This window comes from Sphingomonas changnyeongensis (genome assembly GCF_009913435.1).
Lineage (GTDB): Bacteria > Pseudomonadota > Alphaproteobacteria > Sphingomonadales > Sphingomonadaceae > Sphingomonas_B > Sphingomonas_B changnyeongensis.
Genome location: NZ_CP047895.1, coordinates 759,382 through 782,567, shown reverse-complemented (window position 1 = coordinate 782,567; position 23,186 = coordinate 759,382). Strand labels below are relative to the sequence as shown.

22 protein-coding genes and 2 pseudogenes are annotated in these 23,186 nt (G+C 70.3%); 16 read left to right on the top strand and 8 right to left on the bottom strand.

All coding sequences use genetic code 11. The features are described from left to right. The first annotated feature begins 15 nt into the window (after positions 1-15). The 12 genes and pseudogenes from GVO57_RS04035 (at position 16) to GVO57_RS03980 (ending at position 9,587) form a co-directional block, all read left to right on the top strand. Positions 16-758 (top strand): annotated as a pseudogene (locus tag GVO57_RS04035) (flagellar basal body rod protein FlgF). A 12-nt stretch (positions 759-770) separates the two neighbouring features. Continuing rightward, entirely contained in the window at positions 771-1,559 is a 789-nt protein-coding gene (gene flgG / locus GVO57_RS04030) for a flagellar basal-body rod protein FlgG (protein WP_160592068.1), read from the top strand. Between the two features lies 1 nt (position 1,560). Continuing rightward, complete coding sequence (locus tag GVO57_RS04025; protein ID WP_201752686.1) at positions 1,561-2,274, top strand: flagellar basal body L-ring protein FlgH; 714 nt, start codon at positions 1,561-1,563, stop codon at positions 2,272-2,274. Then, positions 2,274-3,380: a flagellar basal body P-ring protein FlgI gene (locus tag GVO57_RS04020; RefSeq protein WP_160592064.1), complete on the top strand. Its 1,107-nt coding sequence runs from the start codon at positions 2,274-2,276 to the stop codon at positions 3,378-3,380. The genes GVO57_RS04025 and GVO57_RS04020 overlap by 1 nt, the downstream gene beginning before the upstream one ends. Next, positions 3,377-3,733, top strand: a complete 357-nt coding sequence (locus tag GVO57_RS14795; RefSeq protein WP_233281464.1) for a rod-binding protein — start codon at positions 3,377-3,379, stop codon at positions 3,731-3,733. Before GVO57_RS04020 ends, GVO57_RS14795 begins: the two co-directional genes overlap by 4 nt. Next, positions 3,730-4,722 (top strand): FlgK family flagellar hook-associated protein, encoded by a 993-nt coding sequence (locus GVO57_RS04010; RefSeq protein ID WP_160592062.1) that lies wholly within the window; start codon positions 3,730-3,732, stop codon positions 4,720-4,722. Before GVO57_RS14795 ends, GVO57_RS04010 begins: the two co-directional genes overlap by 4 nt. A gap of 179 nt (positions 4,723-4,901) precedes the next feature. Then, positions 4,902-5,315: a flagellar basal body rod C-terminal domain-containing protein gene (locus GVO57_RS04005; protein ID WP_160592060.1), complete on the top strand. Its 414-nt coding sequence runs from the start codon at positions 4,902-4,904 to the stop codon at positions 5,313-5,315. A gap of 11 nt (positions 5,316-5,326) precedes the next feature. Next, positions 5,327-6,091, top strand: a complete 765-nt coding sequence (gene flgL, locus GVO57_RS04000) for a flagellar hook-associated protein FlgL (protein ID WP_160592058.1) — start codon at positions 5,327-5,329, stop codon at positions 6,089-6,091. A 23-nt stretch (positions 6,092-6,114) separates the two neighbouring features. Next, the gene (locus GVO57_RS15355) at positions 6,115-6,252 is read left to right on the top strand and encodes a hypothetical protein (protein WP_201752685.1); all 138 of its coding nucleotides are present in this window, start codon (positions 6,115-6,117) and stop codon (positions 6,250-6,252) included. A gap of 323 nt (positions 6,253-6,575) precedes the next feature. Continuing rightward, positions 6,576-7,439: a flagellar motor stator protein MotA gene (gene motA / locus GVO57_RS03990; RefSeq protein WP_160592056.1), complete on the top strand. Its 864-nt coding sequence runs from the start codon at positions 6,576-6,578 to the stop codon at positions 7,437-7,439. Positions 7,440-7,443: 4 nt separating this feature from the next. Continuing rightward, a complete protein-coding gene (locus GVO57_RS03985) occupies positions 7,444-8,355 on the top strand; it encodes a flagellar motor protein MotB (protein ID WP_160592054.1) in 912 nt (303 codons plus the stop codon). 248 nt (positions 8,356-8,603) lie between these two features. After that, positions 8,604-9,587, top strand: a complete 984-nt coding sequence (locus GVO57_RS03980) for an esterase-like activity of phytase family protein (RefSeq protein ID WP_160592052.1) — start codon at positions 8,604-8,606, stop codon at positions 9,585-9,587. Positions 9,588-9,667: 80 nt separating this feature from the next. On the opposite strand, the gene rpmB is transcribed toward GVO57_RS03980, so the two are convergent. Further along, positions 9,668-9,955 carry a 50S ribosomal protein L28 gene (gene rpmB, locus GVO57_RS03975; RefSeq protein WP_160593811.1) on the bottom strand — a complete coding sequence of 96 codons (288 nt, stop codon included), beginning with the start codon at positions 9,953-9,955 and terminating at the stop codon, positions 9,668-9,670. A 198-nt stretch (positions 9,956-10,153) separates the two neighbouring features. Between rpmB and GVO57_RS03970 the strand changes: the two are divergent. The 3 genes and pseudogenes from GVO57_RS03970 (at position 10,154) to GVO57_RS03960 (ending at position 13,008) form a co-directional block, all read left to right on the top strand. Then, positions 10,154-10,581 (top strand): annotated as a pseudogene (locus GVO57_RS03970) (nucleoside deaminase). Positions 10,582-10,628: 47 nt separating this feature from the next. After that, positions 10,629-11,822 carry an acyl-CoA dehydrogenase gene (locus GVO57_RS03965; protein WP_160592050.1) on the top strand — a complete coding sequence of 398 codons (1,194 nt, stop codon included), beginning with the start codon at positions 10,629-10,631 and terminating at the stop codon, positions 11,820-11,822. Further along, on the top strand, positions 11,809-13,008 hold the full coding sequence (locus GVO57_RS03960) for a CaiB/BaiF CoA transferase family protein (RefSeq protein WP_160592048.1): 1,200 nt from the start codon (positions 11,809-11,811) through the stop codon (positions 13,006-13,008). Before GVO57_RS03965 ends, GVO57_RS03960 begins: the two co-directional genes overlap by 14 nt. Positions 13,009-13,035: 27 nt before the next feature. Here the strand turns inward: GVO57_RS03960 and GVO57_RS03955 are convergent, their stop codons facing one another. From GVO57_RS03955 to GVO57_RS03940, 4 genes are read right to left on the bottom strand one after another with little or no spacing between them, the layout of a single operon-like run. Further along, on the bottom strand, positions 13,036-13,920 hold the full coding sequence (locus tag GVO57_RS03955) for an acyl-CoA thioesterase (protein ID WP_160592046.1): 885 nt from the start codon (positions 13,918-13,920) through the stop codon (positions 13,036-13,038). After that, positions 13,920-15,056, bottom strand: a complete 1,137-nt coding sequence (locus tag GVO57_RS03950) for an acyl-CoA dehydrogenase family protein (protein ID WP_160592044.1) — start codon at positions 15,054-15,056, stop codon at positions 13,920-13,922. The genes GVO57_RS03955 and GVO57_RS03950 overlap by 1 nt, the downstream gene beginning before the upstream one ends. A gap of 5 nt (positions 15,057-15,061) precedes the next feature. Continuing rightward, positions 15,062-16,258, bottom strand: coding sequence for an acyl-CoA dehydrogenase family protein (locus tag GVO57_RS03945; RefSeq protein WP_160592042.1), 1,197 nt, complete (start codon positions 16,256-16,258; stop codon positions 15,062-15,064). Continuing rightward, positions 16,255-17,493: a serine hydrolase domain-containing protein gene (locus tag GVO57_RS03940; RefSeq protein ID WP_160592040.1), complete on the bottom strand. Its 1,239-nt coding sequence runs from the start codon at positions 17,491-17,493 to the stop codon at positions 16,255-16,257. Before GVO57_RS03940 ends, GVO57_RS03945 begins: the two co-directional genes overlap by 4 nt. Before the next feature lie 145 nt (positions 17,494-17,638). On the opposite strand from GVO57_RS03940, the gene GVO57_RS03935 reads away from it, so the two are divergent. Continuing rightward, the gene (locus GVO57_RS03935; RefSeq protein ID WP_160593810.1) at positions 17,639-19,321 is read left to right on the top strand and encodes a class I adenylate-forming enzyme family protein; all 1,683 of its coding nucleotides are present in this window, start codon (positions 17,639-17,641) and stop codon (positions 19,319-19,321) included. Between the two features lie 47 nt (positions 19,322-19,368). Here the strand turns inward: GVO57_RS03935 and GVO57_RS03930 are convergent, their stop codons facing one another. The 3 genes from GVO57_RS03930 to GVO57_RS03920 form a co-directional block, all read right to left on the bottom strand. Beyond that, the gene (locus GVO57_RS03930) at positions 19,369-19,533 is read right to left on the bottom strand and encodes a hypothetical protein (RefSeq protein ID WP_160592038.1); all 165 of its coding nucleotides are present in this window, start codon (positions 19,531-19,533) and stop codon (positions 19,369-19,371) included. A gap of 98 nt (positions 19,534-19,631) precedes the next feature. Then, complete coding sequence (locus GVO57_RS03925; RefSeq protein ID WP_160592036.1) at positions 19,632-20,396, bottom strand: SDR family oxidoreductase; 765 nt, start codon at positions 20,394-20,396, stop codon at positions 19,632-19,634. Positions 20,397-20,576: 180 nt separating this feature from the next. Beyond that, positions 20,577-23,180, bottom strand: coding sequence for a DUF2309 domain-containing protein (locus GVO57_RS03920; protein ID WP_160592034.1), 2,604 nt, complete (start codon positions 23,178-23,180; stop codon positions 20,577-20,579). Positions 23,181-23,186: the final 6 nt, after the last annotated feature.

The following is a 23,186-nucleotide window of genomic DNA, read 5'->3' as shown; positions in this document are numbered from 1 at the left end:
GAAAGGACGCGGCCGATGGACCGGCTAGTCTACACCGCCTATTCGGGCCTGCGCGGCCGGATGGCCGCCCAGGCGGCGATCGCCAACAACATGGCGAACGCGACGACGACCGGCTTTCGCGCCGACAAGGTGCAGTTCGAACAGCTGACGCTGGCGGGCGCGGGCCTGGCGTCGCGCGCGCCGACCTCCGAAGAGGTGATCGACGCCGACCGGCGGCCGGGCGCGGTGGTGCAGACCGGGCGCGCGCTCGACATTGCCGTGTCGGGCGAGGCGTGGCTGGCCGTGCAGGCCGCCGATGGCAGCGAGGCCTATAGCCGGCGCGGCGACCTGACGATCGCCCCTCGGGCGCGCTCCAGAATGGCGAGGGCATGGTGGTGATGGGCAGCAACGGCCCGATCACCCTGCCCCCCGCCGCGCGCGTGTCGATCGCGGCCGACGGCACGGTGCTGATCGTGCCGCCCGGCGGCGAGGGCCAGCCGCCCCAGCCGGTCGACCGCCTGAAGCTGGTCGATCCGCGCGGCAGCGAGACGGTCAAGGGGCTGGACAATCTGCTGCACGTCAAGGGCGGCGGCACCCTGCCCCAGGATCTCGACGCGACGCTGATCGCCGGATCGCTTGAACAGTCGAACGTCAACCTGACCGACACGCTCGTGCAGATGATCGAGAACCAGCGCGCCTATGAGGTGCAGGCCAAGCTGCTGTCGAGCGCACGCGACATGGACGAAAGCGGCGCATCGCTGATGCGCCTGCCGCAATAAGGATCCCCCGGCATGACCAGCCCCGCCATGCACATCGCCCGTACGGGCCTCGACGCGCAGAACGAACGGATGCGCGTGATTTCGAACAACCTCGCCAATGTGAACACGACCGGGTTCAAGCGCGACCGCGCCCAGTTCGCCTCGCTTGCCTATCAGGTGGTGACACAGACCGGCGCGCCCTCGACCAGCGAGACCCGCTATGCGGTCGGCCTCAACCTTGGCACCGGCGTGCGCATCCAGGGCACGGCGCGGATCGAGACGCAGGGGGCGCTGGCGACGACCGGCAATGCGCTCGATCTCGCGCTCGACGGCGACGGCTATTTCCAGGTGGCGATGCCCGGCGGACAGATCGCCTATACCCGCGCCGGCAACCTGGCGCGGTCCGCCGAGGGCATATTGGTCACCGCCGAAGGCTATGCGGTGCAGCCGGCGATCACCATTCCCGAAGGGGCGGGATCGATCACCATCGGCGTCGACGGGACCGTATCGGCGCAGCTGCCCGGCCAGACCCAGGTCCAGCAGCTCGGCCAGATCCAGGTCGCGATCTTTCCCAACCCCGCCGGTCTGCAGCCGATGGGCGACAATTACCTGCTCGAAACCGCGGGCAGCGGGGCCGCCAATATCGGCGTCGCCGGGCAGCTTGGCCGCGGCACGATCCGCCAGGGGACGCTTGAGGGATCGAACGTCAATGTCGTCGAGGAGCTGGTCGACATGATCGAGACCCAGCGCGCCTATGAGGTCAACTCCAAGATGATCTCGGCCGCCGACCAGATGCTGCAATATGTCAACCAGAACCTCTGACATGCGCCGCCGCACCCCCCGCGCCGCCGTGCTGGTCACCGGGCTGCACCTGGCCGGGCTGCTGGCCGCGACCGTGCCGGCCCTGCCGGCATCGGCGGGCGGGCTGCCCTTTGGCCTTGGACGCAAGGGGCCGCCGGTCGATTATGCCGCCACGCCGCCCCTGCCCGCCGCACCGCCCGCCAATGGCGCGATCTTCCAGGCCGCCAACGGCTATGCCGGGCTGCACGAAGGCCCGCGCGCCCGCGCGGTCGGCGACATGCTGACCATCCTGCTCGTTGAACGCACGGTCGCGCAAAAGGCGGTCGAATCGCGCAGCGGCCGCGACGGGTCGCTGGGGCTGACCCCGCCGGCCTCCGGCCCGCTCGCGCTGTTCGCACCCGGCGAAGCGCGGGCCAGCGGCACCCAGGCGTTCGAGGGCCAGGGCAGCGCCGGCCAGTCCAACAGCCTGTTCGGCGATGTGAGCGTGACCGTGGCCGAAGTCTATCGCAACGGCACGATGCGCGTGCGCGGGCAGAAGCTGATGACGCTCAACCGCGGCGAGGAATGGGTGCAGATCGAAGGCATTGTCCGCGTGGCCGACATCGATCTCGACAACCGCGTGCTGTCCAGCCGCGTCGCCGATGCGCGCATCACCTATGCCGGGCGCGGCGACCTGCAGCGCCAGAGCCGGCCGGGATGGCTGCAACGTTTCTTCTCGCTGGTGAGCCCGTTCTGATGCGCCTCGTCCATCTCGTCCTGATCGCCATCGCCGCGTTCGCCGGCATCGTGGCGGCACCGCTCCGCGCCGAACGGATCAAGGATCTGGGCGGCTTTCAGGGGGTGCGCCCGAACCAGCTGGTCGGGTACGGCATCGTCGTCGGCCTGGCCGGCACGGGCGACGACAATCTGGAGTTCACCGTCCAGTCGATGAAGGGCGTCGCCGCCCGGTTCGGCCTCAACCTGCCGCCCCAGCTCAACCCCGCGCTCAAAAATGCGGCGGCGGTGATGATCACCGCCGAACTGCCGGCCTTTGCCAAGCCCGGGCAGCGCATCGACGTGACCGTGTCGGCGATCGGGCGTGCGAAATCGCTCCTCGGCGGGTCGCTGCTGATGGCGCCGCTGCTGGGTGCGGACGGGCAGATCTATGCGATGGCGCAGGGGTCGCTCGCGGTCGGCGGGCTGGGCGTGCAGGGCAATGACGGTTCGCGGGTGACAGTCAACGTCCCCTCCTCCGGCCGCATCCCTGACGGGGCGACGGTCGAGCGCGCGGTCGATACCGGCTTTGCGAGCGCCCCCGAGTTGGTGTTCAACCTGACCAAGGCCGATTTCACCACCTCCGAACGGGTGGCGCGGGCGATCAACGACCGGCTGGGCGCGGGCACCGCGCGCACCGTCGATGGCGTGTCGGTCGCGATCCGCGCGCCGCTGGGCGAGGATGTGCGCACCGCGCTGATGAGCGAGGTCGAGAATCTGACCGTGGTCGCCGCCGAACCGCGCGCGCGGGTGATCGTCAATGCGCGCACCGGCACCGTCGTCATCAACGCCGCGGTGCGCGTCGGCCCGGCGGCGGTCACCCATGGCCGGCTGACGGTCCGGATCGACGAAGCGCCGCGCATCGTGCAGCCCGAACCCTTTTCGCAGGGGCAGACCGCGCTTGAACCGTCGAGCAACGTGCAGGTGGCCGAGGACCGCAACCCGATGTTCCTGCTCGATCCCGGCCCCCGGCTGTCGGACATTGTGAAGGCGGTCAACGGCATCGGCGCGTCGCCCGCCGATCTGGTCGCGATCCTTGAAGCGCTGAAGGAAGCCGGCGCGCTCAAGGCGGAACTGATCGTGCTGTGACCGGCCTGGCCCCCCTTCCGTCCCCGCCGATCACGGGCGGCGCGACCCCGGCCGACGGCTCGCGGCTGGCGACGCGCGCCAATCTCGACCAGGCGGCCGCCCGGTTCGAGGCGCTGTTCATCGGCATGATGCTCAAGTCCGCGCGCGCGGCGAGCCTCGGCGACGGGCTGCTCGACAGCGAGGCGATGACTCAATTTCGCGACATGCAGGACGTTCATATGGCCGAGACCATGGCGAACCGCATGCCGATCGGCATCGGCCGCGCGCTCGCCGATTTTCTGGCGCAGCGCCGGCCCGATCTGGCCGAAAATGCCGGCGGTGACGGGGCGGGCGGGAAGGAGACGGGCGGATGAGCGACCTGCTGTCGATCGGCGCAAGCGGCGTGCGCGCCTATCAGGCCGCGCTCGACGTGACGGGTCAGAACATCGCCAATGCGGCGACCCCGGGCTATGCCCGGCGCGGCGTCCGGCTGAACGAAATCGGCGCGGGTCCGGGCCGGCAGCTGCTGTCGACCGCTACCCAGACCGGCAGCGGCGTGATCGTCGGCGGCATCACCCGGTCGGCCGATGCCTATCGGGCCGAGGCGGTGCGGACCGGCAGCAGCGAGGCCCGGCGCACCGATGCCGGCATTGCCTGGCTGGAGCGGATCGAACGGACGCTCAGCAACGCCGATATCGGCGGCGCGCTGACCCGCTTCTTCACCGCCGCCGAGGGCATCGCCGCCGATCCGACCGCGACCGCGCCGCGCACCGCGCTGATCGAGGCGGCGCGCGGCATCGCTTCGGCGATGGGGCTGGCCGAAACCGGGCTGGCCGCCGCCGCCGCCGACCTTGCCGACACCGCGGGGGCCGCGATTGCGGAGCTGGACGGGCTGGCCGCGGGCCTTGCCGGCACCAATGCCGGGCTGGCACGGGTGCGCGCCGGCAGCGCCGAACAGGCGCGGCTGATGGACGAACGCGACCGGCTGCTCGACCGGATGGCCGAACTCGGGTCGCTGCATGTGACGCTCGACGACCGGGGCGCGGCGACCGTGCGGATCAATCACGCGACCGGCCCGGTGCTCGTCACCGGCGCGGCGGCGGCGCGGCTGACCGGCGCGGTCAACGCCTCGGGCGATCTGGCGATCACGCTGCAGGGCAGCGGCGATCCCGAAGCCGTGCAGTTCCGCGCCGGGATGCTCGGCGGGCTGGGCGATGCCGGACTGCGCATCGCCGACCAGCGGGCCGCGATCACCGCGATGGCCGAACGGCTCAAGACCGATGTCAACCGCGTGCAGGCCGAGGGGCTGGGGCTGGACGGCCAGCCGGGGCGGAGCTGTTTTCGATCAGCGCGGGGCTGCTGACCGTCACCGCCATCACCCCGCGCCAGATTGCGGCGGCGCGGCCATGGACGATTGGTGCGGACAGCGGCAATGCCGGCACGGCCAGCCTGTCGGCCAGCGGTGCGGGATCGGGCCCTGCCGTCCACATCCGGATCACCGGCGGCACGCTGACCGCGCTCGACCCGGCAACCGGCACGGCGATGGCCAGCGCGCCTTATGTCGCCGGCCAGCCGGTGAGCCTTGCCGGCCTGTCGCTGACCGTGACCGGCACGCCGCGCGACGGCGACAGCTTTACCGTCACCGCGACGGGGCCGGGCAGCCGCGACAATGGCAATCTGGCCGGCTTTGCCGCGCTGCGCCGCACCGCCGGCCATGAACGCACCGCCGAGGAGATGGTGAGCGCCAATGCCGCCACGCTGGCCGCGCGGCGCGACATGGCGGCGGCGCAGCGCGCGATCCTCGACGGCGCGGTCGCCGCGCGCGACGCGGTGTCGGGCGTCAATCTCGATGCCGAGGCGGTCGAGCTGATCCGCTTCCAGCAAGCCTATCAGGCGTCGAGCCGCATCATCCAGGTCTCGCGCGACATTTTCCAGTCGCTGCTCGAGGCGGTCTGAGGGAGACGAGCATGCAGATCGGCACCGCCCAGCTGTTCGACCGGGGCAGCCGCCAGCTTGCCGCCCTGTCCACGGGCGCGGCGCGGCTGCAGGAGCAGATCGCGACCGGCAAGCGCATCCAGACCCCGTCCGACGACCCGGTGGCCGCCGCGCGGCTCGCCCGGCTGGCGCGCACCGATGCGGACGATGCCCGCTATCTCGACAATGTCAGCCTTGCCGGCAGCCTGCTCGGCCAGGCCGATGCGGCCCTCGCCTCGGTGCAGACCCAGGTTCAGCGCGCGCGCGAACTGGCGACCGGGGCCGCCAACGGCACGCTCTCCGCGCAGGACCGCGCGGCCATCGCCGCCGAACTGCGCGCGATCCGCGACGATCTGTTCCGGCTGGCGAACAGCAGCGACGCGCGCGGCACGCCGCTGTTCGCGGGATCGGCGGGCGGCCCGGCCTTTACCCAAGGTGCAGATGGCCGCATCGCTTATGCCGGCACGGGCGAACCGCCCGCCATTCCCATCGCCCCCGGCCAGACGATCGCGACCGGGGATGCCGGCGACCGGGTGTTCGGCAACATCATGGCGGGCGGGCAGGTGACCGACCTGTTCGCGGTCATCGACGATCTTGCCGCCGCGCTCGCCCCGGCGGGGGCGGCACCGCCGCCGATCTGCGCGCCCGCATCGACGCCGGGCTTGAGGGGCTGGGCGCGGCCGACCGGCAGATTGCCGGCGCGCGCGCATCGGTCGGCGCGCGCGGTGCCCGCGCCGAGCTGGAGCGCGAGCGGCTGACCCGCGCGCGGATCGACACGGACGTGCTGCGCGGGACGCTTGAAGGCGTGGATGTGCAGGCGGCGATCATCGACCTGCAAAAGACGATGGTGACGCTGCAGGCCGCCCAGGCGAGCTTCACCCGGCTCTCCCAGCTCAGCCTGTTCGATCTGCTGCGGTGAGGTGATTTTGTTTGTGGTGCGGCGCGGGGCTTTTTTGGTGCCGCGCCTCCCGGCGCGGGGGCGGCACCGGCCCGCTCCCCCACCCGGCCTCCCATAGCGTAACCTGCCGTTGGGAGGCCGGGTGGGGGAGCGGGCCGGTGCCGTTCTTCCTAATCGACAAACTCCCGGTGCCGCCGTCAGGCGCACCATCCTTCCCCTCCCGCCGCACCATTGCTTTAGGCTCTGATTAACCACCATTTTTCCTCAAGCCCCCGGCCGGTCGGCCGTTTGATCTGCCGGGGTCCGCACGGGGCGGCACCCCAGCGTGTGGAGGCGAAGAACCGATGATCCCGGCAATCGGCCTGGTGGTGCTGCTCGTCATGGTGTTCGGCGGTTTTGCGATCACCGGCGGGGCGCTCGGCCCGGTGCTGCACGCGCTGCCGCACGAAATGCTGATCATCGGCGGGGCCGCGGTGGGCGCGCTGATCATCGGCAATTCGATCAAGGATCTGAAGGCGCTCGGCATCGGCATCGCGCAGGTGTTTCGCGGCCCGACCTATGCCAAGGGCGATTTTCTCGACGTCATCTTCCTTGTCTCGCGGCTGATGCGGCTGCTGCGCACCGAAGGGCCGGTGGCGCTCGAGCCGCATGTCGAGGATCCGAAATCGAGCGCGATCTTCGCCGAATATCCCCGGTTGCTGAAGGACGAGGCGCTCGTCCATCTGATCGCCGACACGTTGCGGCTGGTCGTCGTCTCGTCGGGCACGCTCGACGTCCATGCGGTCGAGGATGTGGTCGACAATGCGATCCGCACCCATCACCATCAGGTCATGCAGCCGGTGACTGCGCTGCAATCGCTGTCCGATGCGCTGCCGGCACTCGGCATCGTCGCGGCGGTGCTGGGCGTGGTCAAGACGATGGGTTCGATCGACCAGCCGCCGGCGATCCTGGGCGGCATGATCGGATCGGCGCTTGTCGGCACCTTTCTGGGCGTGCTGCTCGCCTATGGCATTGTCGGCCCGCTCGCCAACCGGCTGCGCCAGCTGGTCGAGGCCGACACTGCCATCTACCAGACCGTCAAGCAGATCATCATCGCCTCGCTCCACGGCCATCCGCAGCCGCTGGTGATCGAAGCCGCGCGTTCGGGCATCAAGCACGAGCTGCAGCCGAGCTTTGCCGAGGTGTTCGACGGGCTGAGGGGCCGCTGAGGCGATGGCCGCGCGCCGCCTCATCCCCCCGCCCGCCGGCTCGAACGAGCCGCCGCGCATCATCGTCCGCAAGGTGATGGCCGAGGCGCATGACGGCCATCATGGCGGCGCGTGGAAGGTCGCCTATGCCGATTTCGTGACCGCGATGATGGCGTTTTTCCTGCTGCTCTGGCTGCTGGGCGCGACGACCGAAAAGCAGCGCAAGGCGCTTGCCGATTATTTCGCGCCGACTTTGGTCGAGACGCGGCAGAACAGCGCCGGATCGAACGGGCTGCTCGGCGGATCGTCGCTGGTCGACAAGGACAATTATCCGCACCGCGCCGCCCAGACCGGCACGCGCGCGATGACGGTGCCGCTGTCGGCGGCAGGCGGCGACCGCGAAGGGACGGGCGACAAGGGGTCGCTGCGCGCCGATGCGGCCTCGGCGATCCGGGCGGAGGACCAGAAGAACTTCACCCGCCTGCGCGAACAGCTGGCGCTCCGGCTGACCGGCGATCCCCGGTTCGCGCGGGTCAGGCGCAACATCCGCTTCGTGCCGACGCGCGACGGGCTGCGCGTCGACCTGATCGACAATGCCGATTATTCGATGTTCGCGCTCGGCACGACGGCGCTCAACCGCGAGGCGGCCGAACTGGTCGACACGGTCGCCCGCGCGGTCGCCCCGCTTGGCAACCGGATCACCATCCGCGGCCATACCGACAGCCTGGCCTATGGCGATCCGCGGCTGATGAACAACTGGATGCTGTCATCGGGCCGGGCCGAGGCGACCCGCCGCCGGCTGGCGCTGGGCGGCGTCACCGAAACGCGCTTTTCGCGCATCGAGGGGGTGGCGGACCGCGAACCCTATGTCACCGCCCGGCCGGGCGACCCGCGCAACCGGCGCGTGTCGGTGACGTTGCTTTACCGGGGCGGGTGAGGTGTTATCATGTGCTGCGCCTTCCGGCGCTGGGGCGGCACCGGGTTTACTGTGCTGCGCCTCGCGGCGCGGGGGCGGCACCGGCCCGCTCCCCCACCCGGCCTCCCAACGGCAGTATATTGTGGGAGGCCGGGTGGGGGAGCGGGCCGGTGCCGTTCTTCCCAATCAACAGACTCCCGGTCCCGCGCCACCAACCGACATCTCCCACCCGATTCCCCTGCGCGTGAAACCGCTCTAGGGGCGGGACGATGCGCCGCTTCGTCCTGTCGATCCTGCTCATGGCCTTTGGCACCGGCGGCAATAGCGGCGAGGCACCCCGCCCCCTGCTCCACGCGGGCGCGCGGATCACCGCGACGCCGGTGAGGCTCGACCCCGCCGATCCGCGCCGCACCCGGATCGGCCCGCTCACCTTTCTGGGCGGCTGGCAGCTGACCAGCACGGACCGCGCCTTTGGCGGCTGGTCGGCGATGATCGGGCGTGCCGGGCGGCTGCTGCTGGTCAGCGATGGCGGCGGCGTGTTCGGGCTGGCGGCGGCGGGCGGGCGGCTGGCCGATGCGCGGGTCGGCGATCTGCCGGCGGGGCCGGGCAGCGGCTATCTGAAGGCCGAACGCGATTCGGAGGCGATGGCCGTCGATCCCGCCACCGGCACGATCTGGGTGGCGTTCGAGCAGCAGCACGGCATCTGGCGCTATGCCCCCGGCCCCGGCGGCGGGCCGGGGCAGGCGACGGGCATGGTGCCGATCCGGCCGCGCCGGCCCTGGCCGGAAAATGGCGGCGTGGAGGCGATGACGCGGCTCGCCGACGGGCGCTTCCTGCTGTTTGCCGAAGGCGGGCTGACCCAATCGGGCGGGCGCGATGCGCTGCTTTATCCCGGCGATCCGGTGACGGGCGTGCCGCCGCTCGGCTTTTCCTATCGCCCCGCGCCCGGCCACCGGGTGACGGACGTCGCCCAGCTGCCCGATGGCCGCATCCTGATTCTCGAACGGCGGGTGAGCTGGCCGATGACGGCCCTGATCGCCATCGCCGATCCGGCGACGATTCGCGCGGGCGGGACGCTCAGGTCACGGGTAATCGCCCGGCTGGCACCGCCGCTGATCAGCGACAATTACGAGGCGCTCGCCATCACGCGCGAAGGAGATTCGACCATCCTCTGGGTCGCGAGCGACGACAATCATCTGCCCGTCCAGCGCAGCCTGTTGCTGCGCTTCCGCTGGGACGCAGGCGCGCGCTGACACCAGCACAAAACGCCGGCCGGGCGCGTGCCCGGCCGGCGACGTGACAATATTCAGTGCTGCGGCGCAGACGGCGCGGCTCAGGCCGCGGCCTGAACCTTCTTCAGCTCGCGCTTCAGCTTGCGGGCGGTCGGCCCGAGCTTGTCTTCGCTGGTCTTGATCAGCCAGTTGTCGAGACCGCCGACATGCTCGACCGAACGCAGGCCATGCGTCGAGACACGCAGCTTCACGCTGCGGCCAAGGGCGTCGGAGATCAGCGTGACATTCTGCAGATTCGGCAGGAACGTCCGCTTGGTCTTGTTGTTGGCGTGGGAGACATTGTGGCCCACCTGCCGGCCCTTGCCGGTCAGCTCGCAAATGCGCGACATGTGATCTTCATCCTGGAACGGGTTGCCCGGAAAGCGGCGCGCATAAACCCATCCCCGCCCGGCGTCAACCGCGCCACGGCGCAATGCCGGCATGGGGACGGGCACGGGGATCAGCGAAGATCGGCCGGCGGACAGGATTTGACAGCCGCCCGCCGCCCCCGGCATGGCCCGGCCATGGCCTTTCCGATGCCCGAGCCGATGCGCCGTGCGCTTGCCGCCGCGCGTGCCGCGGCCGAGGCGGGCGAGGTGCCGGTGGGCGCCGTGATCACCCGGGCCGGCCAGGTGCTGGCCGAGGCGGGCAACGAAACCCGCCGCCGCGCCGATCCGACCGCTCATGCCGAAATCGTGGCGATTCGCGCGGCGGCGGCGCTGCTGGGGCCGAGCGGCTGGGGGACTGCGATCTGTGGGTGACGCTGGAGCCGTGCGCGATGTGCGCCGGGGCGATCGCCCATGCGCGAATCGCGCGGCTTTATTACGCAGCCGCCGATCCCAAGGGCGGCGGCGTCGATCATGGCGCGCGGGTGTTTGCCCAGCCCACCTGCCATCACCGGCCCGAAATCTATGCCGGAATCGGCGAGGGCGAGGCGGCGATGATGCTGCGCGACTTCTTCGCGCAGCGGCGGTAGTTTTTTTCGGCGTCCCGGCCTAGACCGGCGCGCAAGGAGCAGAACCGATGAACGCCACATCCATCGCCCGGCTGCGCTGGGATGATCCGCTGCTGATCGAGGATCAGCTGACCGAGGAAGAACGCGCGATCCGCGACATGGCCCATGGCTATGCGCAGGACCGGCTGATGCCGCGCGTGGTCGCGGCGTTCCGCGACGAGGCGACCGACCGCGCGATCTTTGCCGAAATGGGCGAGCTGGGCCTGCTCGGCGTCACCCTGCCGGAAGATTATGGCTGCGCGGGCGCATCCTATGTCGCCTATGGCCTGGTCGCGCGCGAGGTGGAGCGGGTCGATTCGGGCTATCGCTCGATGATGAGCGTGCAGAGCTCGCTGGTCATGTATCCGATCCATGCGTTCGGCAGCGAGGAACAGCGCCGCCGCTATCTGCCCCGGCTGGCGCGCGGCGAATATGTCGGCTGTTTCGGCCTGACCGAGCCGGATGCGGGCTCGGATCCCGGCGGCATGCGCACCCGCGCTGAAAAGATCGACGGCGGTTACCGGCTGACCGGGTCCAAGACCTGGATCTCGAACGCTCCCTTTGCCGATGTGTTCGTGATCTGGGCCAAGTCCGACGCCCATGGCGGTGCCATTCGCGGCTTTGTGCTCGAAAAGGGCATGGCCGGGCTGACCGCGCCCAAGATCGAGGGCAAGCTCAGCCTGCGCGCCTCGACCACCGGCATGGTGATGATGGACGGGGTCGAGGTTGGCGAGGATGCGCTGCTGCCCGGCGTCGAAGGGCTGAAGGGCCCGTTCAGCTGCCTCAACCGCGCGCGCTACGGCATTTCCTGGGGCGCGATGGGCGCGGCCGAGGACTGCTGGCACCGCGCCCGCACCTATACGCTGGAGCGCAAGCAATTCGGCCGGCCGCTCGCCGCCACCCAGCTCATCCAGAAAAAGCTTGCCGACATGCAGACCGAAATCGCGCTCGGCCTGCAGGCCAGCCTGCGCGTCGGGCGGCTGTTCGACGAAGGCCGGGTGGCGCCCGAGATGATCAGCCTCGTCAAGCGCAACAATTGCGGCAAGGCGCTCGATGTCGCGCGGATGGCGCGCGACATGCACGGCGGCAACGGCATCGCCGAGGAATATCATGTGATGCGTCACCTGATGAACCTTGAGACGGTCAACACCTATGAGGGCACGCACGACGTCCATGCGCTGATCCTGGGGCGCGCGCAGACGGGGCTGAATGCCTTTTTCTGACGCTGACGAACCGGCCGCCCCCACCGCACCCCGGCCGCTCGCCGGGGTGAAGGTGCTCGAACTGGCGCGCATCCTGGCCGGTCCCTGGGCCGGCCAGATGCTCGCCGATCTGGGCGCAGACGTGATCAAGGTGGAGCGGCGCGGCGCGGGCGACGACACGCGCGGCTGGGGCCCGCCCTTCGTCACCGGCGCGGACGGCGCGCCGCTGTCGGCCGCCTATTTCCATGCCTGCAACCGCGGCAAAAGGTCGATCACCGCCGATTTCGACGACCCCGCCGATCGCGCGCGGCTGGCCGAGCTGGCGGCGGGCGCGGATGTCGTCATCGAGAATTTCAAGACCGGCGGACTGGTCCGCTACGGCCTTGATGCGGCAACGCTGACCGCCGCGCATCCCCGGCTGATCTATTGCTCGATCACCGGCTTCGGCCAGACCGGGCCTTATGCCGCGCGGCCGGGCTATGACTATCTGATCCAGGCGATGGGCGGGCTGATGAGCATCACCGGCGAGCCGGGGCGCGAGCCGCAGCGCGTCGGCGTCGCGGTCGTCGACCTGTTCACCGGCACCTATGCGGCAAGCGCGATCCTGGCCGCGCTCCACCGCCGCCACGACACCGGGCGCGGCGCGGTGATCGACATGGCGCTGTTCGACGTGCAGGCGGCGATGCTCGCCAATCAGGCGATGAACCATCTGGTCGGCGGCGAGGTGCCGGGGCTGATGGGCAATGCCCATCCCAATGTCGCCCCCTATCAGCCCTTTCCGACGCAGGACGGGCATGTGATCGTCGCGGTCGGCAATGACGGGCAATTTGCGCGCTTCGTGCGCGTGATCGGGCTGCCCGAGCTGGCCGATGATCCCGATTTCACCACCAATGCCGGGCGGATCGCCGGGCGCGCGCGGCTGGTGCCGCTGATCGCCGCGGCGACGGCGCGGATGACGCGCGCGGCGCTGCTCGCCGCCATGGCCGAGGCGGGGGTGCCCGGCGGCCCGATCAACGACATCGCCCAGGCGCTCGCCGATCCGCAGGCGGTGGCGCGCGGGCTGGTGCGCCCGCTTGCCGCGCCGCATGTCGCAGGCGGCACCCTGCCCCAGGTGCGCGGACCGATGGTGATCGACGGCGAAGCGATGATGGCCGACGCCGCGCCGCCGATGCTAGGCGCGGACGACGCCGACTGGCGCTGGCGCTAGAACCGGTTCATGCCGGGCGGGGTGGGGTCAGCCCCGCCGCCGCATCAGCCCTTCCTGCGTGACGCTGGCGATCAGCCGCCCGTCGCGCGCGAAGATCTTGCCCCGGTTGAAGCCGCGTCCGCGCCCGCCCCAGGGGCTGTCCATCGCATAGAGCAGCCAGTCATCGACGCGCACATCGTCATGGAACCACAGCGCATGATCGAGGCTGGCCGTCTGCACGCCCGGCTGCACCCAGCTGAGCCCATGCGGGCGCATGCCGGTGCCGAGGAGCATCATGTCGGATGCCCAGGCGAGCATCGCCCGGTGCATGTCCGGCCCGCCCTTGACCGGCGCCTGGGCGCGGAACCAGACATTCTGCACCGGCGGATGCGCCTCGCCCTCCAGCGGGGTCCAGGGGCTGGCATGGCGGATGTCGAACGGCCGCGGCCGGGTGAAGAAATCGCGCAGCCGCTCAGGCACCTGATCGGCGACCTTGAGACGCAGCTCCGCCTCCGGGGTCAGCGTCTCGGGCGGCGGCACGTCGGGCATCGCGTCCTGATGCGACAGCCCCTCCTCGCGCTTCTGGAACGAGGCCGCCATGTTCAGGATCGGCTCGCCCTTCTGGAAAGCGATGATCCGCCGGGTCGAAAAGCTGCCGCCGTCATAGTCGCGGTTGACGCGCAGGATGATCGGCAGTTCCTCGTCGCCGGGCCGCATGAAATAGGCATGCAGCGAATGCGGCACGCGGTCGGGATCGACCGCCTGCACACCGGCCATCAGCGCCTGGGCGATCACCTGACCGCCAAACACCCGGCCGCGCCCTTCGGGCTGGCGCCGGCCGCGATACAGATCGCGGTCCAGCTCCTCGACGGTCAGCAGGTCTTCCAGCTGGGCGATCATGCCGCTGGGATCGGTCGCGCGTTTCTCGTCCATCAATAGCCGCCCATCCGCGCCAGGCTGTCTGCCGCCCAATTGGCGTCGCCAAACGCCTCGGCCAGCACCCGGGCGCGCTTCATGAAAAAGCCGATGTCATATTCATCGGTCATGCCGATGCCGCCATGCATCTGCACGCCTTCCTGCACGGCAAGCGTGGTGGCAAGCCCGGTCATCGCCTTGGCGACCAGCGCCGCGCGCTCGGCCCCGGCATCGCCGGCGTCGAGCAGCTGCTGCGCCTTGAGCACGGCGGCGCGCGCCACCTCCATCTCGCAGTAAAGATGCGCGGCACGGTGCTGCAGCGCCTGGAAGCTGCCGATCGGCACGCCGAACTGCTTGCGGTCTTTCAGATAGGCGGTGGTCATGTCCATCGCGCCGCCGCCGACGCCGAGCAGCTCGGCCGAAGCGGCCGTGCGGGTGGCCGACAGCAGCGCCGACAGCACGGCCCAGCCCTGGCCGACCTCGCCGATCACCTGATCGGCGGTCAGCTCGACCCGGTCGAACTCGAGCGTCGCGGCCAGGCTGGCATCGGCCAGCCGTTCGGGCCGCGCCGACAGGCCGGCAGCCCCCTTATCGAGCGCGAACAGCGTGATGCCGTCGCGCGTGCCCGGCTGCCCTTCGGTACGCGCGGCCACGATGATCAGATCGGCGACATGGCCGTGCGTCACGAACCGCTTGGTGCCCGACAGCGCAAAGCCGTTGCCCGCCCGCACGGCGGTGAGCGCAATCTGTTCGGGCCGGTGCTTGGCCGATTCGTCGATGGCGAGCGCCGCCACCGCCTCACCCTGCGCGATGCGCCCGAACCAGTGCGAGCGCAGCCCCTGACCGGCATGGCGCAGCGCCGTCACCGCGCCCACCGCCGTCGACAGAAAGGGCGACGGCGTCAGGTTGCGGCCAATCTCCTCCAGCACCACGCCCGCCTCGACATGGCCGAGGCCCAGCCCGCCATCGGCTTCCGGGATCAGGATCGCGGCAAAGCCCATTTCGGCAAATTGTTTCCAGAGTGTCGGCGAAAAGCCGACCGGATCGGCGGCATCGCGCAGCCCCCGCAGATGCGCGACCGGCGCGGTGTCGCCCACGAACTGCCGCGCGCTGTCGCGCAGCATCGTCTGTTCTTCGGTCAGGAAAAGCGGCATCGCAGTCAGGCTCCGGGCAGGTTGAGGATGTGCTTGGCGACGATGTTGAGCTGGATCTCGCTCGTCCCGCCTTCGATCGAGTTGGCCTTGGTGCGCAGCCAGGCGCGCGCCTTGGCACCGCCATGGCTGGCCTCGCTCTCCCATTCGAGCGCGTCGGCCCCGCCCGCGGCCATCACCAGTTCGTACCGCGCCTTGTTCAGCTCGGTCCCGTAATATTTCATCATCGAGGGCTGGGCCGGATGGGCGCGGCCATGCTTCAGCTCGTCAATGAAGCGTTCCGACATCGCGCGGAAGGCGCGCTCGCGCACCTCGAACAGCGCGATCTGCGCGCGCAGCAGCGGATCGGCCAGCCGGCCATCGGCCTCGACGCCCGCCGCGCGCTTGGCCTCCTCGGCCAGCGCCGCCGGGCCGCCCGAGCCAAGCCCGCCGCCGCCCAGCCCCATGCCCGAGATCATCTCGCGCTCATGGCCGAGCAGATATTTGGCGACGTCCCAGCCCTTGTTGACCTGATGGACGAGCTGGTCCTTGGGCACCTTCACATTGTCGAAGAACGTTTCGCAGAACGGCGAATAGCCCGAAATCAGCAGGATCGGCTTGGTCGACACGCCCGGGCTGTCCATGTCGAACAGCAGGAAGCTGATGCCGCCCTGCTTGGCCTCGCGGCTGGTGCGCACGAGGCAGAAGATCCAGTCTGCCTTGTCGGCATAGGAGGTCCACACCTTCTGGCCGCTGACGACGAAATGATCGCCCCTGTCCTCGGCCCAGGTCTGCAGCCCGGCCAGATCCGACCCGGCATTGGGTTCCGAATAGCCCTGGCACCAGCGGATCTCGCCACGCGCGATTTCGGGCAGGAAGCGCAGCTTCTGCGCCTCATTGCCATATTTGAGCAGCGCCGGGCCGAGCATCGAGATGCCGAAGCTCTGCAGCGGGCTGCGGCATTTCAGCCGCGCCATTTCCTCGCGCAGGATCTTGGTCTGTTCGGGGCTGAGCCCGCCGCCCCCATAGGCGACCGGCCAGTCCGGCACCGTCCAGCCGCGCGCGGCCATGCGGTCGAGCCACAGCCGCTGGTCGGGCGTCAGCTTCGCCTTGCGCCCGCCCCAGACGACATCGTCTTCGGACGCGATGGGCTGACGCATCGCCGGCGGGCAGTTTTCCTCCAGCCAGGCGCGCGTTTCGGCGCGGAAGGTGTCGAGATCGGTCATGCGGATGCTCCGGATCGGGTGAGGGCGGAATAGATGAGGGCCCTGAGCTCGCGGCGCACGGGCCAGCTGCTCGACGGGCTGAGCTGGGTCATGAAGATGAAGATCAGCCGTTCGACGGGATCGATATGAAAGGCGGTCGAAAACATCCCGCCCCAGTAGAACTCGCCCGCCGAACCGGGCACCAGCGTCGGCGCGGGGTTGATCGTGACCGCAAAGCCGAGGCCGAAACCGACCCCGGCATTGGTCGCTTCGGAAAACAGCGACCGCGACATGCCGGCCAGATCGCCGCCGCCGGGCAGATGGTTCATCGTCATCAGGGCGACGGTCTTGGGCGACAGGATGCGCACGCCGTCAAGCGCGCCGCCATCCAGCAGCATCCGGCAGAACCGGTGATAATCGGCCGCGGTCGACACCAGCCCGCCGCCGCCCGAAAACTGGCGCGGCGCGCGCGCCCAGGCGCTTTCCTCCGCCCGGTCATGCAGCGTGACGCCCTTTTCGGGGTGCAGGGTGTAGCAATCGGCCAGCCGGTCGATCCGGTCGGCCGGCACTTGGAAAAATGTGTCGGCCATGCCCAGCGGGCCGAAGATGCGTTCGGCGAAAAAGGCATCGAGCCGCTGGCCCGACAGCCGTTCGATCACCAGCCCCAGAATGTCGGTCGCGACCGAATAGCACCACGCCTCGCCGGGCGAGAATTCGAGCGGGATGCCGGCAAGCGTCGCGGCCACCCCGTCCAGATCATGCGGCCCCCACCAGCCCTCGATCCGGGTCTGGCGATAGGCGGCGTCGATGTTGCTGCGGTTCTGAAAGCTGTAGGTCAGGCCGGCGGTGTGGCGCAGCAGGTCGATCATCCGCATCGGCGTGGCCGGCGGCCGGGTGACGAAGGGCACGCCCGCGCCACCGCCCTGATAGACGCCCAGATCGCGCCATTCCGGGATCACATTGTGCACCGGATCGTCCAGCATCACCCGGCCTTCCTCGACCAGCATCATGAACGCGACCGAGGTGACAGGCTTGGTCATCGAGGCGATGCGGAACAGCGTATCGGGCTGCATCGGCCGGCCATCGTCGCGCATCGTTCCGGCGCACGAAAAATGGACGGGCACCCCGTCGCGGCTGACCAGCAGCTGCGTGCCCTTGAACCGGCCGGTTTCCAGATAGCGTTCGGCAAGGAACGCATCGATCCGCTTCAGCCGGTCGGGATCGAATCCGTGGGTGCGCGCATCCGCGACCTGCATTGCATACCCTCCGATTTTTTTGCCGGGCTTATCGCCTTGAGCCGGGTCCAAATCAACAATATCCCGCGGAAAAGCGAGGGTTTCAAAGCCCCGGCGACAAAGGAGAGAGTGGGTGAGCGAGGCGAACGCTACGGCATGGCCGGTGATGTCGCTGGACCAGGTGCAGGCGCTGCTGTGCGCCCCCGGCCAGCGATTCGAGATCGAGGAGCGCGTGATTCGCGGCGTGACCACCCGGGTGTGGAAGCATGCGCCCGAAAATCTGCGCCTGCTCGTCCAGTTCGCACGCGGCCATGGCGGGCGGCTGGCGACCATCCACGAGGATGAACGCGTCACCTTCGAGGCGCAGCACCGGGCGATCGCGGCGCTGGCGGCGGCGCTCGCCGCGCGCGGCGTGGGCAAGGGCGACCGGGTGGCGATCTGCATGCGCAACCTGCCCGAATGGGTGGTCGCGTTCTTCGCAGTGGTCAGCCTGGGCGCGATCGCGGTGCCGCTCAACGCCTGGTGGACCGGGGCCGAACTGGCCTATGGGCTGGCGGATTCCGAGGCGCGGCTGCTGGTCGCCGATGCCGAACGCTGGCAGCGGATCGCGCCGCACCGGGCCGAGCTGGCGGGGCTGGAGACGGTGCTGGTCGCGCGTGCCGATGCCGCCCCAGCCGGCACCGAGCGGCTTGAGGATCTGATCGGCACGCCCGGCGACTGGGCGGGGCTGGCCGACACGCCGCTGCCCGACACGCCGGTTGCAGCCGATGACGATGCGACGATCTTCTACACCAGCGGGACGACCGGCCACCCCAAGGGGGCGCTTGGCACCCACCGCAACCTCGTCACCAACATCTTTTCGGGTGCCTATGCGGGCGCGCGCAGTTTCCTGCGCCGGGGCGAGGCGCCACCCGAACCGGCCCCCAAGGTCGGGCTGCTGGTCATTCCGCTGTTCCATGTCACCGCCTGTTCGGCCTCGCTGATGGGGGCGATGGCGGCCGGCAACACGACGATCTTCATGCGCCGCTGGGACGCGCTGGAGGCGATGCGGATCATCGAGCGCGAACGCGTCAATGTGACGGGCGGCGTGCCGACCATCGCCTGGCAGCTGATCGAACATCCGGAGCGCGGGCGGTTCGACCTGTCGAGCCTTGAGGCGATCTCCTATGGCGGCGCGCCGTCCGCGCCCGAGCTGGTGCGGCGCATTTTCGAGGAATTCGGCGCGCTGCCCGGCAATGGCTGGGGAATGACCGAGACGATGGCGACCGTGACCAGCCACATCGCCGAGGATTATCTGCACCGCCCCGACAGCGCCGGGCCGCCGGTGCCGGTCGCCGAGCTGCAGATCCGGGGTGCGGACGGCATCACCGTGCTGCCGCCGGGCGAGATTGGCGAGCTGTGGGCAAAGGGGCCGCAGATCGTCAAAGCCTATTGGCGCAAGCCCGAGGCGACGGCGGAGACCTTTGTCGATGGCTGGGTGCGCACCGGCGACCTTGCCCGGCTGGACGAGGAAGGCTTTCTGTTCATCGTCGACCGCGCCAAGGACATCATCATCCGCGGCGGCGAGAACATCTATTCGATCGAGGTCGAAAACGCCCTCTACGAGCATCCGGCGGTCACCGATGCTGCGCTGGTCGGCATCCCGCACCGCACGCTGGGCGAGGAGCCGGCGGCGGTCGTCCACCTCGCCCCCGGCACCAGCGCCGGCGAGGCCGAGCTGCAGGACTGGGTGCGCGCCCGGCTGGCGCCGTTCAAGGTGCCGGTCAGGATCGTGTTTTCAGGCGAAACGCTGCCGCGCAACGCCAATGGCAAGATCCTGAAACGCCACCTGAAGGCCCTGTTCGCCTGAAAACACGGTGCGCCCGGCCGGCCCGGCCATCCGGGCCGGCGGGCAGATCAGCCCGCCGCGATGCCCTTGCCCGGCCGGTCGAGTGCGCGGCTGCCCCAGATCAGCCAGCGCCCGACCGACAGGCGATAGCAGTCGCTGTCGCCGATCGCGCCGCTCGCGCCATTCGTATCACCGCGCGGATGCCGCACCGCGCCCTGCCCACGTCCGAACATTGCCAGCCCCCGGTCATTTGCCCCGGCCGCGCCATGCCGGCTGGCGATGACAGGGTGATGACGCGGGCCAGGGCCGGGCGGGGCTAAGCGGGAAACGATCAGCGCGGCAGCAGGAACGGCGCGAAGCGGGTGAGAAACGCCAGCCGCTTCGCCGTGCGGCCGACAACGACATGCCGGCGCTTGCCCGTCGCCGCCGCCCACACCGCCTCGGCCACGCGCTCGACGGGGGTGAACTCCAGCCCCATTGCCCTCACCGTTTCCCGACCGCTGCGGTTGGATCCGGCGGCGACCGCATCGAGGAGCGGCGTGTCGATGAAGCTTGGCATCACCGTGCGCACCCTGATGCCGTGCGCCGCCCCCCATTCGGCGTCGAGCGCATCGGTCAGGCCGCGCACCGCGAATTTGGTCGCCGCATAGACGGACATGCGCGGCGCGGCGAACAGCCCGGCTGCCGAACAGGTGTTGATCAGGCACGCGCCGGGCGTCGCCTTCAGATGCGGCAGCCCGGCTTCGGCGCCATAGATGACGCCGCGCAGATTGACGTCGACAACAAGGTCGCGGTCAGCGTCGCTCATCAGTTCGAACGGCCCGCCATTGCCGACCCCGGCATTGTTGAACAGCAGGTCGAGCCGACCGCCGCTGAGCGCAACAAAAGCCTCCAGCGCCGCGCGCCATTGGTCGCGGTCGCGCACGTCGAGCGGATGGGCGCTCATCGCCGCGCCGCCGGCAAGCGCGATGGTTTCGGCCATGCCCGCCGCGTTCACATCGCCCAGCCCGACACGCCAGCCGCGCGCGGCGAACAGCGCCGCCGTCGCCCGGCCGATGCCGGAGCCGCCGCCCGTGATGAAGATCGCCCGCTGCATCCCTTTTTCTCCCCGCCGGCCGCCCTTGGTGGCGGTCCGGTCAGGGTCCGGGCTAGAGCATTTTCAAGCCGGGTGGAATCGCACGGCAGCTCGGAAAATGCGGCAAACCAAAGACCCGGAGCGGGGCTGGGGGGCGGCAGGCAAGCCCGGGCGCGCCCCAGCCCCGCTCCGCTTGCGCCATCAGGCCGGGATCGCGGTGCCGGCTTCGGCCAATTCCCCGTCCGGGCGGCGGCGCACCGCCTTGCCGGTGTGCGGATCGACGACGACCAGATTGACCCAGCCCTTGCCGAACAGCTTTTGCAGGATCGGGTGAGCAGCGATGATCCGTTCGACCCGGTCGACCGGCGCATGCACGACGGTCAGCAGCCGCTGCGGCACATGATAGGGCACGCCGTCATCGCCGAACAGCGACTGGCGGGGCAGGCCGACGCGCAGGTCGCCGCCATTGCCCTGCACGACGCCGATGCCGCCCATGACATTGTGGACCGTCTTGTCGCCCGCCCCCCAGCGTTCATTGTCGAGGGTGGAGAACAGATACTGGCAGTTGATCCACTGCGCGACGACCATCGGCGCGGTCATGATCAGCGCCAGCGCGGACTCGTCGTCGTCGCTGCGCCAGTCATAGCTGTGCAGAAAGGCGCGGCCGCCCAGATCGATCTCGCGGGTCAGCGCGCGCGGGCCGATGATGAAGGCGGCATTGCGCGCCAGCCCCCATTCGGGCCGCACCTCGCCCCAATGGGCGGCGGCGGCGAACAGCGCGTCACCCTGGGTGCCGAGCGCGGGGGCGCGGACGGCGCGGTTGGCAGCCCCCGCCCGCTTCAGCGCGGCGGCAAAGGCCGCCGCCTCCGCCCGGTGGGTTTCGGGCAGCGCATCCAGATCGAACAGCGCGACCTCGTCGGTCGTGGTATTGTGTTCGCCGGCGATGAACAGCGTGTCGTCGGGGATCGCCTCGCCATCGCTGGCAAGGGCGGCGCGGACGTCGGCGTCGTTCAGCACCGCCGCCATCGCCCGCGCATTGACGCCGCCGGCATGGCCGCCACAGGCACCGCAGTCGAGCGCCGCCTTATAGGGGTTGTTGACCGCCTCGCCGCCATGGCCGGCGAGCAGCACCAGCCGCGCGGTGCGGCGGGGCATGCCGGTATAGGCGAAAAAGCCGCGCGCCGCGCCGATCCGCGCCTCGAGCGGCAGGCCCGTGCCCATCGGGTCGGTGGCAAGCACCGGGGCGAGCGCGCCGGCATCCTTGCGGCCAAGCCGCCGGGCGAGGCCGGGGGCAAGCGTGCGCGCCACCGCGATCAGCGCGGCGAACGGCCCCATCGCCTCGGCGGTCGAAAAGCTGGTCGCCGCCCCGGACTTGAGGCTTGAGATCAGCTCGCGGGTCGCGCCGGCGCGCCGCTCGGCCCCGTGCGCCGCCTCGCCTGCCGCCCCGGCAGGGGCAAGGTTCAGGTCATAAGCGGGCTGCAGCAGCACCGGCAGCAGCTTGCGGCGATGGCCGCAGGGCGGGCGCGCGGCGATCGGCAGGCCGAAAAACCCGGCATAGCCATAGGTTTCATAATCGCCCTCGGCCTCGACCGCGCGGCGGAACGGTTCCGACCGCACATCGATGCAGAACACCAGCTGCGCGGCGGGGCGCGTGTCGCCCGTCGGCAGCGTCGCGGCGGCGCGCTCGATCGCCGGCACCAGCCGGGCGCGATAGCCCTGTTCGGCCGCTTCCAGCCAGATCAGCCCCAGCGCTGCGTCGTCCATCGCGGCAATGTCGTGGATCTGGCGCGCGCCGGGCAGCGGCAGGCCGGTCACCTGGTCCGGGGTCAGCGCGAAATGCGCCGCCAGCCCGGCGATGATGCCCGGCACCGGATCCGCGACCGGGGCGCGGCCTTCTTCCGGCCATTCGCGCAGCGCGCAGGCGCGTTCGACCAGCAGCCACAGCGCCAGATAATCGGCCATGCCGGCGGGCGCGCCACGCGCCACATCGGGATCGGCCTGTTCGGTGCGCCAGCGGATATGCCCGGCCCAGCCCGGCAGCCGCGCGATCAGCGTGCGCAGCAGCGCCAGCCGGTTGTCGCCTTCCAGACCGAGCGCGATCAGGCTCTGTTCGATCGCGGCGAGCGGATCGGCGAGCGCCGAATCGATGATCGCCTGCGATTCCGAACCGCCGAAGCGGATGAAATCGGGGTCCTTCGCCACCAGCCGCAGCACGGCGGGATACAGGCCCATCGCCCGGTGCGGCATCGGCAGCGCGGCGACCGACTGGTCGAAGAACGCGCCGCACCATTTGGCGATGAAGGCGCGCGCATAGCCAAGCATCTCGATCCCGATCCGCTCGGTCGGTGCGATGATGTGCGGCCGTTCGGCGGGGCGGGCAAAGGCAGCGAAGCGGCGCGCGACCGCATCGCTGAGCGCGGCATCGGGAACGCGGCTCCCCAGCCCGCGCAGCCGCGCCATCAGCAGGTCAAACCGGCTGACATCGACGCCGACCAGCGCAAACGCCTGATCGAGACCGCCGAGCGCGGCGATCGCGGCATCGCGCAGCGCGGCTTCATCGACCATCTCGCGCGCCAGCAGCGCCCGCCACTGGTCGGCGGCCAGGGTCGGCCGGGCGCCGAACAGCGCCGCGCCCTGTTCGACCGCGCGGGCAAAGGGCAGGTCCTCGAACCCGGCGAGCGGGTTGACGGCGATCGCGCTTTCAAGCGGCCAGACCGGGGGCACGGCGGCCGCCGCCTCGGCAACCAGCCGGGCGATGGCGGCGTGGGCGGTGTCGCTGCGGTCAAGGGTGATGTTGGTGGCCATTGTCTG